This is a genomic window from Psychrobacter pasteurii (assembly GCF_900162815.1).
Classification (GTDB): Bacteria; Pseudomonadota; Gammaproteobacteria; order Pseudomonadales; family Moraxellaceae; genus Psychrobacter; species Psychrobacter pasteurii.
Map to the genome: position 1 here is coordinate 43,280 of NZ_FUGD01000075.1, position 11,006 is coordinate 54,285.

The 11,006-nt window shown below is 42.8% G+C and carries 9 protein-coding genes, 1 other RNA gene and 1 pseudogene; 7 read left to right on the forward strand and 4 right to left on the reverse strand.

Annotated features, from left to right (window positions below; all coding sequences use genetic code 11):
- Window positions 1-6 precede the first annotated feature (6 nt).
- From A1232T_RS06135 to A1232T_RS06165, 6 genes are all read left to right on the forward strand, one after another.
- Window positions 7-777: a C40 family peptidase gene (locus A1232T_RS06135; protein ID WP_077448589.1), complete on the forward strand. Its 771-nt coding sequence runs from the start codon at window positions 7-9 to the stop codon at window positions 775-777.
- The gene (locus A1232T_RS06140; protein ID WP_077448590.1) at window positions 761-1,333 is read left to right on the forward strand and encodes a tail assembly protein; all 573 of its coding nucleotides are present in this window, start codon (window positions 761-763) and stop codon (window positions 1,331-1,333) included. Before A1232T_RS06135 ends, A1232T_RS06140 begins: the two co-directional genes overlap by 17 nt.
- Window positions 1,333-6,846 carry a TipJ family phage tail tip protein gene (gpJ, locus tag A1232T_RS06145; protein WP_077448591.1) on the forward strand — a complete coding sequence of 1,838 codons (5,514 nt, stop codon included), beginning with the start codon at window positions 1,333-1,335 and terminating at the stop codon, window positions 6,844-6,846. The genes A1232T_RS06140 and gpJ overlap by 1 nt, the downstream gene beginning before the upstream one ends.
- 230 nt (window positions 6,847-7,076) lie before the next feature.
- On the forward strand, window positions 7,077-7,586 hold the full coding sequence (locus A1232T_RS06155; RefSeq protein ID WP_077448593.1) for a hypothetical protein: 510 nt from the start codon (window positions 7,077-7,079) through the stop codon (window positions 7,584-7,586).
- Window positions 7,573-7,875, forward strand: a complete 303-nt coding sequence (locus A1232T_RS06160; RefSeq protein ID WP_077448594.1) for a hypothetical protein — start codon at window positions 7,573-7,575, stop codon at window positions 7,873-7,875. The genes A1232T_RS06155 and A1232T_RS06160 overlap by 14 nt, the downstream gene beginning before the upstream one ends.
- A gap of 29 nt (window positions 7,876-7,904) precedes the next feature.
- On the forward strand, window positions 7,905-8,399 hold the full coding sequence (locus A1232T_RS06165; RefSeq protein WP_077448595.1) for a glycoside hydrolase family 108 protein: 495 nt from the start codon (window positions 7,905-7,907) through the stop codon (window positions 8,397-8,399).
- 87 nt (window positions 8,400-8,486) lie between these two features.
- Here the strand turns inward: A1232T_RS06165 and ssrA are convergent.
- The 4 genes from ssrA to rpsF all read right to left on the reverse strand — a co-directional run bounded on the left by ssrA (window position 8,487) and on the right by rpsF (window position 10,187).
- Window positions 8,487-8,844: a transfer-messenger RNA gene (gene ssrA, locus A1232T_RS06170) on the reverse strand.
- Window positions 8,845-9,011: 167 nt separating this feature from the next.
- The gene (gene rplI, locus A1232T_RS06175; RefSeq protein ID WP_077448596.1) at window positions 9,012-9,509 is read right to left on the reverse strand and encodes a 50S ribosomal protein L9; all 498 of its coding nucleotides are present in this window, start codon (window positions 9,507-9,509) and stop codon (window positions 9,012-9,014) included.
- Window positions 9,510-9,528: 19 nt separating this feature from the next.
- Entirely contained in the window at window positions 9,529-9,756 is a 228-nt protein-coding gene (gene rpsR, locus A1232T_RS06180) for a 30S ribosomal protein S18 (protein WP_007395263.1), read from the reverse strand.
- Window positions 9,757-9,782: 26 nt separating this feature from the next.
- Window positions 9,783-10,187, reverse strand: a complete 405-nt coding sequence (gene rpsF, locus A1232T_RS06185; protein WP_077448597.1) for a 30S ribosomal protein S6 — start codon at window positions 10,185-10,187, stop codon at window positions 9,783-9,785.
- A gap of 414 nt (window positions 10,188-10,601) precedes the next feature.
- On the opposite strand from rpsF, the pseudogene A1232T_RS06190 reads away from it, so the two are divergent.
- A pseudogene (locus tag A1232T_RS06190) lies at window positions 10,602-11,006 on the forward strand (RNA-guided endonuclease InsQ/TnpB family protein); the annotation flags it as partial.

The following is an 11,006-nucleotide window of genomic DNA, read 5'->3' on the forward strand; positions in this document are numbered from 1 at the left end:
TGAATCATGAAACTGACTAAAAAAGCAAAAGACGCAATCATTGAGCATGCCAAGCAATGCTACCCGCGCGAATGCTGTGGCCTCATCATTAATCGTCAGTATGTACCATGCAACAATATTGCGAGTCGTGAAGAGGACTTTGTGATTGACCCGCGCGACCTGGTAGAAGCGGAAGCGCTGGGTAAAGTACAGGCAATTGTGCATAGCCATCCAGACGGCACTTGTCAGCCTTCTTTAGTTGACAATCAAAACATTGATAAGCACGGCGTTCCGTGGGTTATTGTCGCCTATCCTGAAATTGAATTTGGTATCTATTACGAGGGCGTCAAACAGGCACTAATCAACCGTCAGTATGTGCACGGTGAGCTTGACTGTTTTACTATCATCAAAGACTACTATGAGCGCGAGCTTGACATTAAGCTTGATGATTTTGAGAGAGTCGATAGATGGTGGGAAACGGCAGAGTCCAGTCTGTATCTTGATAACTATAAATCACAAGGGTTTGTACAAGTGGACGACTTACAGCGTCACGACATTATCTTATGTGCTGTGCAACCGACCAAGCAAGTAAACCACGCTTTAATATACTTGGGTGATGACGGCAGTCTAAAATCAGAAGATACCGAACCTTGCATTGGTGATCATATCATTTTGCATCATCCGTATGGCAGACGCTCAAAACGTGAGATTTATGGTAATGCCTGGCAAGGTCGTACAGCCTTAATTATTAGACATAAATCTTTAATAGGCGGGACTAACAATGCTCAAGAAGATTGAATTACATGGCGTATTGGCTGAAAAGTTTGGTAAGTTTTTCGAACTAGACGTAGCAACCCCGCGCGAAGCATGCGAAGCCTTAAGCTACCAAATACCAGGTTTTAGAAAGTTTATGAAGACCGCTCATGATAGCGGTCTTTTTTTTGCTGTGTATAACGATGACAACAATATTGGGCCTGAAGAGATTGAGCAACAAACAGGGGCGTCTGTCATTCGCATCGTTCCCAAGATTATCGGCTCAGGCGGCGACTCGTTGGGGATTTTGCAAGTGGTGGCAGGCGTAGCTCTTATTGGGCTAAGTTTTACGCCATTTGGCGCCCCTTTTTCAAGTGCATTGATGGGAGCAGGTGCAGGGTTATTGTTAGAGGGTGCAACAACGCTATTAATGCCCACACCCAAAATCGACCCGCGAGACCCTAGCGAAAATAAGCCAAATTACGGCTATGGCGGAGCAGTTACAAGCGTTAAATCCGGTAACTGCGTACCATTGCAATATGGGCGTGGCCGCATTGGCGGGCATCTACTAGGCGGTATGAGTGTAAGCGAGGACACATAATGCAATTAATCTATGGCTCTAAAGCCGGACAAAAAAAGCCCCATACCCCGCGTATATCTGACGATACTGTTGCGTCTATTACTAAGATTACGGCCCTTTATTTGCTTGGTGAGGGTGAAATCCGTGGTTTAGTGAACGGCTCAAAAAGCATTTACTTCGAAGACACACCGCTTGAAGATGACAATGGCCATCGTAACTTTGAAAACGTAGAGTGGGAAATTCGACACGGCACTGTTGATCAAACTCATATACCTGGTGTGCCTAGTGCCAGCACTGAAAGAGTGGTCAACACAGAGTTGCGCAGTAGTGTGCCATGGACTCGCCTAATAACTGATATCGAGTTATCTAGTATCAACGTCAATGTGTCGTGGCCACGGCTGTCAAAAATGGAAGACAATGGCGATGTAAACGGTACCACAGTAGATTACGCTATCGACGTACGTACAGATGGTGGTGCTTGGTTGACTATGGTCAGTAAATCACTTACTGCAAAGACATCTGGGCGCTATCAACGTACTCACAATATCCCGCTGCCGGATGCTAATAATAACTGGCAGGTACGTGTCCGTAAAATCACAGAAGATGGTGATAACGAGCGTCTATTTAATCAGATGCACATTGATAGCATTGCTGAGATTATTGACGCTAAATTATGCTATCCACACTCCGCTGTTATCAAGCTAACATGGGACTCCCGTGCATTTGGCAACACCCCAAAAGTATCGTTTGAGACGTATGGTCGTTATGTTAAGGTGCCTGTTAATTATGATGCAGAGACCCGAAAGAGCACTGGTATTTGGACTGGCGAATTCAAAGAGGCTTTTACAACCAATCCAGCTTGGATTTACTATGATCTAATCACAAATGATAGATATGGCCTAGGCAACAAATTAAAGCCATATATGATCCATAAATGGGCCATTGAGCATATCGCAAAAATCTGTGATGTCATGGTTGATGATGGTAAAGGTGGGCTAGAACCTCGCTATACCTGTAACTTATATCTACAGACGGCCGAAACAGCGTTTGACGTACTGCAACATATTGCCGGTATTTTCCGCGGTATGGCATTCTGGAATGGGTCGCAAATCATATTAGACGCAGATACCTATAAAGACTGTGATTATGTGATTACCCGTGCCAACGTTATAAATGGCGAGTTTGTTAAGACCGGTACAGCTGCAAACGAACGCCACACTATCGCAAAAGTCGGGTACTCGAACCCAGATAATAACTACGAAGTAGATTATGTCTTTGTCCGCAACGAGCGGGCTATCGCTGAGATTGGCATCAACATACTTGATTTATCAGCTATCGCTTGTACTAGCGAGGGTGAAGCGTACCGCTTTGGCTTAGCTGCTTTATTAACTGAGCAGAATCGAACACAAACCGTATCATTTACCATGGGTCTAGACGGTGCATTGCCAAGCGTCGGTGACCGTATTGATATTCCAGATATCATGTTCACTGGTCACAACACTGGTGGGCGTATATCTGGTGTTAATAAAGATCGTACTATCATTACTGTTGATAGAGACAATGTACCGGTGTCACCAGGCGACAAGTTGGTTGTTAACTTAGAATCTGGCAAAGCACAAACTCGCGAGATATTAAGCATCAATGGCCGAGAAATCACTGTCAGCAAGCCATTTGATGCCGTATCAAGCGAGAACGTGTGGGCAGTCAGTAGCGATGAACTACCAACTATGTCATTTATTGTGCTATCAGTACGTGCAAACGAGGACGGCACACAGTATAGCTACACAGCACTACAATACGATGCAACTCTGCAGCAGCAGATTGACAATGGCACTATTATTGAGAATAAGCCGCCGCTGCCACCGCTTATGTCAATGATCATTGACGCGCCACAGTCAATAACTCTATCTACTCGTCATCGCATTGAGCAAGCGCAAACTGTCACTACGCTTGTAATAACTTGGGAGCAAGTAAAAGATGCTGTTGCGTATGACGTGGAGTGGCGAAAAGATGATGGTGATTGGGTACCACTACCACGCACAGGTAATATTTCAGTGGAAGTTGATGGCGTGTACAGTGGCAATTATATTGCTCGCGTGCGTGCTGTCAGTGCGTTTGATGCTGTCTCGAAGCCTGCCACTTCTGCTTTAACAAAAGTTGAGGGCAAGGCTGGTAAGCCGCCAAGTTTGTTGTCATTAAAAGCCACCGGTACTTTATTTGGCATGGAGCTTAATTGGTCATTTGCAAAAGGCTCAGGTGACGCCGCTTACACAGAAATACAGGTAGCATCCGCGCCAGATACTAATGTGGCTCTACTTGGACAGTACAGCTATCCAACCAACAACGCCAAGCTTAACGGCTTACAAAACGGACTGGTGCAGTATTACCGTGGCCGCATTGTCGACAAACTAGGTTTTAAGGGTGACTGGAGTAACTGGGCTAGAGGCGAAGTGCTTAATGACTCAAGCCAAGTGCTAGATTTAATTGCCGGTGATATTGAGCAGTCGCATCTACATCAAGAGCTTAAGAGTAAGATTGATAAAATTAAAAGGATTGAGCCGCTTGAAAATATTGTAGGTGATGAAACCAAAGGCTTAGTCAAATCTATAGCCGATGAACGCAAAGCACGAATTGATGCAATCGGTACGTCTGCACTTGATAACAGCAAAAGCTTACATGAGCGTGCTGATGCATTAGCTGGTAGTATCAATGGTATAGTTGAGCATCAAGCAGAGGTTGATAATGAGTTAGAGAAGAGCTCAGAAAAACTTACTTATCTATCATCAGAGCTTGATTTTAGATACGCTGACAAAAACCGTTATGCGTCTAAGGCTCGTGGTACTGCTTGGACGTTTGCAAAAACAGTGGCACAGCAAGGCTATGTGTTATCTGAATTATCAAGAGGTGTGTCTGCAGAGCTTGATAATATGCGCTCAAGCTACACTGAGCAAATTACTACAAACGTCACTAAGACAGAAGCAGCTACTCGTCAGATAGAGAGCTTATCAGCTCAGATGACCGGCGGTTATAAGGGTGATGATTTAGGCGCATTATCAAAAGGCTTGTTGTATCAAGAACGCCAAGCACGTGCTTCAGACTTTAGCGCACTATCTGAGCAAATTAGTCTGCTTAGCGCGGGAGTTGGTGAACAGTTTGATCCATATCAAATATGGCATTTTGACAGTAATGCTGAGGGCTGGACGGGCGGCGTTTATAACAGTGGCTATCTCAATGCTCGTACTACTAAACTGCAAAGCCCAAGTCTTAATAAAACAGATGATGATGGCAATACTATAGCGCTTAACACCAGTGCTTATCATCACATCAAAATGCGCATCGAGAAAGTCGGGACGCCAACATGGTCTGGCTTAGTAGAGTGGAATGGCGGTAGTACAACGATTAAAGAGCCATCTATCGAAGAGGGCGTGGCTAACGTCAGCTTTGATTTGGGCTGGTCTGGCAATATCTCAAACTTTAGTATTAAAGTGGCTGAGACTGCAGATAACTTAAACTACTTTAAGGTCGACTGGATTGCTATTGGTCGCCCCAGTCCTGGCGCATCATCATCTGCTGTACTTGATATCAAACGTGCATTTAGTGATTATAAAATATCATCTAGCGAGCAAATACGCGATTTAACCAGCACAATCTTTGGTAAAGATGAGACCCCTCTCGCATCATCTATACGAGAGCAGTTAAGGGTGCTATCTCATGATAGTGGTACTTATGCTGACAGGCTTAATGTATTAGATTCCTGGTATAAGGGAGAAGATAAGACTTTAGCAGCAATTACTAAAGAGCAGGTCACAGGCTTTGTAAATGCTGACTTAGCAAATGCTAGACGAGTTACTGAGCTATCAGCTGAAATCGATTTTAGATATGCTGACAAAAATCGCTATGCTGATAAAAACCGCTCGATACAGCGCACCTTTGCTGTGTCAGTCGCCCAAGCTGACTACAATGCTAATTTACGTATTGATGACTTACAGTCTGAGTTTAATAGCAATAGCGCTCATATACAAAATGAGCTTGTTACGCTTGCCAATAAGGACTTAGCAATAGCTTCCGAACAAAGCAGGTTGTCAGCTAAAGTGGGTGAAAACAGTGCTGACATACTCGACTTAAAGCTAGTTGTTACAACGCCTGAAACCGGTCTTGCAGCTAAGTACAGTCAGCTTAGTACACAGCTTGGTAGTGTCACCCAGCAAGTAGGCACATTTGATAGTAAATTTGGCAACATTGGTGGACAGATAACGACAATCCAAAACGATGTAAAAGGTCAAAAAAACGCAATCGAAGTGGTGGCGAGTCTGGGCGATGCTGAGAAGTTAAAATACGAGATTGCAAAAGCTCGACTTGATAAAGATGTTGCTGTATTGACCACTAAGAAATCTGATTTAACATCGCTGATTGCTGAGTATGAAGCTAAAAAGTACGATTTACAGGTTAAAGCTAACCAAGCTCAAGCCGAAAACAACTTGGCATTAAAACAATCTTATCTAGATCAGATTGCTTTATTGGATAGTGCTATTACTGATGCTAATGCTCAAAAAGATGCGATTAACAACCAGATTAATCAGCTAAATCAGGAGAAAAAAGAGCTTGATAGCCTAAAACTGACTGAGAGCAAAATTAAAGCTCAATACTTTATCAAGATTGATGCAAACGGTAATTCAGGGGGTTATGGTTTACTACAAGATGAGGATGCTAGGCTAGATTTTGGCATTATCTCAAATAGATTCTGGATTACTTCCCCGGATAACAAGTCCAAAGTTAGACCCTTAGTCTATTATCCAAGCTCAACCACTATTAATGGCGTTACGGTACCAAGTGGTTTGTATTTGGACGGTAACTTGCTTGCCACAGGCACAATAACCGGCGATAAAATCAGAGCAAATACTGAAATTAACGCACCTGTTATAAAAGGCGGCCAAATTAATATCAATGATAAGTTTATTGTTGACAATCAAGGTAACGTCACTGCTAAGAATGGCACTTTCGAGGGCGATGTTAGACTAAAGAATGGTCAGGTTGATACGTTACATATTGCAGGCAATGCAATCACAACGTCTAGGGTTCAATACATTGAAGAATCTACAACCGCAGTGGGGACAGCCCCTATAGAGATTGCCAGTCTGACTATCGACAGTGCAGGGGGTAGTGTCTCTGTGGGTTGTAATTTTGAGAGTATATCTTTGAGAAATATTACTTGGGGTGAGCCATTTGATGCAAATGATAAAGTTACTATGAAAATATATAGGCAAGGTAGGTCAACCCCTTTACGCACCATAGTCCTTGGTGCTCAGTCCGAAGTTAGTGGGGGTAGGTGGGTTGATCGACCAAACAACAACCCCTCTTATTGGGAACCCTCTTGGAGATATTACCTAAGTTACAAATTTGCCACCATTGCTAACTTTATTGACTACCCTCCTGCTGGTGAGGTCAGGTACTACATTACAGCACAGTCGGCTAAACAAGGTCGTGAGCTACATATTGCAGGACGTAGTTTAACTTTATTTGGAGCAAAGCGATGAATACAATTCTATACATCTACGAGAAAAGTACGGGAAAGTTGAAATATCAAGACGCTGGGGATGTTACCTATATCCTAAAAGATATACCAGAAGATTGCGATTTTACGCTTACCCCATATCCGTTTGATGGTGTAGGCTACAGATGGAATGGCTTAGAATGGGTCGAAGTCGAAACTGAGTAACAACCACCTTAACCGGTGGTTTTTTTATATCTAAAACAAGGGGGCGATATGCTCAAAAAGATTTTAAGCTGCGGCATTTGCATCAAAAAACAAATGCTGTGGCTGTTAGCTGCATTGCTGCTACTGATGACGGCGGCGGTAGCAAGCTCGGGAAAACCTCCAGACACTGTAACTTTAAATAATTACGGTGTAGGAGTGCCATTTCTCAAGTCATGGTTGCCTATCTGGATTTTTGCGGCGGCCGGTGGTGCAGGGTCGCTATTCTTTAAGATTAAAGCGATTGATGAGCATTTTCGCTTTTTAATGATTGCTAAGCCGTTTTTGGGTCTATTCGGGGCTTTGTCACTGTGTCTTGTGCTAGCGTCAGCCGCTGAGCCGCAGCCGCCAATTATGTCAGCTTATGCGTTTGTGGCTGCTTTATTGTCAGCACCGATTTTGCAAGCATTGTTAGCTGTTGCGTCACTGCCACGCAATCAAGCTGAGCTGTTTAATACTATCAACCCGTTTAAGTTTAAGGTTGTAGTAGATGACAAGGAGGGTCGAGATGACAAGTCTTAATTTTAATCTAAGCGCTGTTATGTGTATGTTAGCAGCCGCTTACGGATTTTATATCTTAATCAAGCATCTGCACATCGCTAAGCACAACATGCGAACAGTGGCTTGCGATGCTCTGCCAGTCATCTTAGGCACGCTTTCGTGGTCAACCGCAGCACTGATATTTTTAGAAATGCCAGTAACGTACAGCTCGCCGATTGAGCTGCAAAGGGTGTTTATGGTTATAACTTGGTGTTGGTTGATTAGCAGATACCGACGATGCAAAACTAAACGATTACGCCCGCGCAACTAGCGGGTTTTTTATATATAAAGGATTTAAAAATGAGCAAATTTAATGAGTTTTTTGATAGATTAATGCAGCACGAAGGCGGTTATGTTAACCACCCTAATGATCCGGGTGGCGAAACAATGTGGGGTGTAACTAAGCGAGTTGCACAGGCGCATGGGTATTATGGGCCTATGCGACAATTACCAAAAAGTAAAGCCAGGGAGATAGCAACGACATCATACTGGTTAGCAGTTAGAGGTGATGATTTACCACCGGCTGTGGCTTGGCAGTTAGTGGATGCAGCATACAACCATGGGAACCGTAATGCGGTTAAGTTTTTACAACGTGCTGTTGGTGTGAATGATGACGGTATTATTGGGCCGCGTACACTTGCTGCTGTTAATAGCAAAGATAAAAACGATGTTATCTTGCTATTCAATGCTGAGCGCTTAGAGTTTTATACAAGACTTAGAACATGGGCCACTTTTGGTCGTGGCTGGGCTAGACGTATTGTTGGTAATCTTAAGTATGCTGCCAAAGATAATTAGAATGACATGCTTTTAAGTAAAATCACGTCAAAATCCTGTCATAAAAAAAGCCCCTCTGTTGAGGGGCTTGATTTTATTACTAATATTTGGTGGAGATGGCGGGAGTTGAACCCGCGTCCGCCAGCACTACGCTCATGAATCTACATGTTTAGGGTCTGTCTTTGGCTTTAACCCGCACCGAACCGACAGTCAGGTTGGATAGGGCGATCCTTTAAGTTTGAACCCAAACAACTAAGGCAGTTGTTTGAGCGAACCCATATGCGTGCGCTTCAACTCGTCTAACCCACTATGGGTAAAGGGCAGAGGAGTAAGCAGGGTTTAAGCTGCTAGAGCGTAAGTTTCGTCGTTTGCGACTATAACAATATATGTTTGATTTACGAGAGGACATATACTCTCGACATGCATCATTGAGTTTCATCACCAGCGTCGAAGCCAGAACATCCCCAATGGAACGAGACATTATATAACTAAATTCAGATTAGCACAAGATTACCTTGGCAAATCTTACATAACGTAACATATTGATAAATTTAGCTAAATAAGTTGTTTTGATCATAAAAAAAGTCAGCCGAAGCTGACTTTTTTAACAACTAAACTGTTGTAGGGCAGTAATTACTCTGCGTCTTCTTCAGTTTCTTGCTGTTGTGCAGCTTCTACATCACCATCTTCAGAAAGAATAGTAACTAAGATGCTAGCAAAGATGTCGTGGTGAAGTTGGATGTCAACGTTGTATTCACCAACCTGACGTAAAGTACCTTCAGGTAACTTAACTTCAGAACGGTCAACTTCAAGGCCAGACTTGGTTAGAGCATCAGCGATATCGCGAGTACCGATAGAACCGAATAGCTTACCGTCTTCACCAGATTTAGCGCGCATGATAACGTTAACGTCAGTTAAAGCGTCAGCACGTTTTTGTGCAGCGGCTAATTCTTCAGCTTCGATAGCTTCAAGTTCAGCACGACGAGCTTCAAATTTCTCAACGTTAGCTGGAGTAGCTGGTAAAGCTTTACCTTGAGGGATTAAGTAGTTACGACCGTAACCTGATTTTACATCGACAGTTTCGCCAAGTTTACCAAGGTTGACGATACGCTGTAATAAAATAACTTGCATGAGTCACTCCTAAGTTGGCTTACTGATGATTGTCAGTGTATGGTAGCAATGCTAAGTAACGAGCTTGTTTGATAGCAGTTGCTAATTGACGCTGATATTTGTTAGACGTACCAGTGATACGGCTTGGAACAATTTTACCATTGTCACTGATGTATTGTTTTAGTAGCTCAACATCTTTATAGTCAATGTGAGTGATACCTTCAGCGGTAAAACGGCAAAATTTGCGACGGCGATAAAAACGTGCCATGGATCTTCTCCTTAAATGAGCTTAAATTATTCGTCAGAATCGTCGTTAGACTCATCATCCTGATCGTTGTCTGAGTTTTCGCTACGTGGAGCTTTACGGGCACGCTTCTCATCAGCACTTTTCGCTAATTGTGAAGGCTCAGTAATAGCGTCGTCACGACGAACAACTAGGCTACGGATGATAGCGTCGTTATAACGGAATAGCTCTTCAAGCTCTTCTAGAGTTGCACCATCACACTCAATGTTGAATAAAACATAGTGTGCTTTATGGATTTTGTTGATTGGGTAAGCCAATTGACGACGGCCCCAGTCTTCCAGACGATGAACCATACCATTGTTGTCTTGAACTAATTTGATATATCGCTCAACCATTCCGACTACTTGGTCGCTTTGGTCAGGGTGTACGATAAGCACCACTTCGTAATGTCTCATTTAGGACTCCTTACGGATTAGTAGCCATTGACCCCATGTCAACAGCAAGGAGATTTATAGCAGATACTTAGTACTTATTTTAGTTAATTAGTTAAATAAGGGGTATCTACATTGAAATAAATTGGTGTTACTATTTACAAGCTAACAATAAATTTACTAATTGCTATAAAGCGCCGGATTATAACAGTTAATCCTTTTTTTAACAAGCTTTGTATCAAATGATTTCAATACTCAATATCTGATTGAGACTCGCCTAAAAAATGTTTACAGTAACCTGCTGACAACATCTTCAATATTTTATCACCAGTCGCCGTAAAACCACCCACTTCAGGGAGTGGATATAAGGCGACACACACTGTCGTAAGAAGTCGTTAAAGGGTTGTAAGCTAAAATTAATCTTGCCATACTAAGCATATGAAAACCCTCAAGCTACGCATTAAAGACAAACACATAAAAGAGCTGAATCAGCTAAGCGGTTCAGTGAACTTTGTGTGGAACTATATTAATGCACTTTGCTTTGAGCATCTAAAACGTACCGGTAAGTACTTTTCAGCCTATGATTTAAACCAGTACACCAAAGGTAGCGGTGAATATTTAGGATTACACAGTCAGACCTTACAGACTATCAATGAGACACACGCTAAATCACGTAAACAATTTAAAAAAGCCAAGCTTAGCTGGCGCAGCAACCGTCCTGATGCCAAACGTAAATCACTGGGTTGGATACCTTTTAAAAAATCTGCTATCAAGTATTTGCAAACAAGACAGACAGGTAAGAAGGCACTTAAATCAACCCTACAGCTATCGCTATCTAAAGGT

Excerpts from the sequence above, each read along its gene's own strand:
- A1232T_RS06140 (WP_077448590.1), top strand. The coding sequence starts at position 761 with ATGCTCAAGAAGATTGAATTACATGGCGTATTGGCTGAAAAGTTTGGT.
- rplI (WP_077448596.1), bottom strand. The coding sequence starts at position 9,509 with ATGCAAGTTATTTTATTACAGCGTATCGTCAACCTTGGTAAACTTGGC.
- gpJ (WP_077448591.1), top strand. The coding sequence starts at position 1,333 with ATGCAATTAATCTATGGCTCTAAAGCCGGACAAAAAAAGCCCCATACC.
- rpsR (WP_007395263.1), bottom strand. The coding sequence starts at position 9,756 with ATGGCACGTTTTTATCGCCGTCGCAAATTTTGCCGTTTTACCGCTGAA.
- A1232T_RS06135 (WP_077448589.1), top strand. The coding sequence starts at position 7 with ATGAAACTGACTAAAAAAGCAAAAGACGCAATCATTGAGCATGCCAAG.
- rpsF (WP_077448597.1), bottom strand. The coding sequence starts at position 10,187 with ATGAGACATTACGAAGTGGTGCTTATCGTACACCCTGACCAAAGCGAC.
- A1232T_RS06155 (WP_077448593.1), top strand. The coding sequence starts at position 7,077 with ATGCTCAAAAAGATTTTAAGCTGCGGCATTTGCATCAAAAAACAAATG.
- A1232T_RS06160 (WP_077448594.1), top strand. The coding sequence starts at position 7,573 with ATGACAAGTCTTAATTTTAATCTAAGCGCTGTTATGTGTATGTTAGCA.
- A1232T_RS06165 (WP_077448595.1), top strand. The coding sequence starts at position 7,905 with ATGAGCAAATTTAATGAGTTTTTTGATAGATTAATGCAGCACGAAGGC.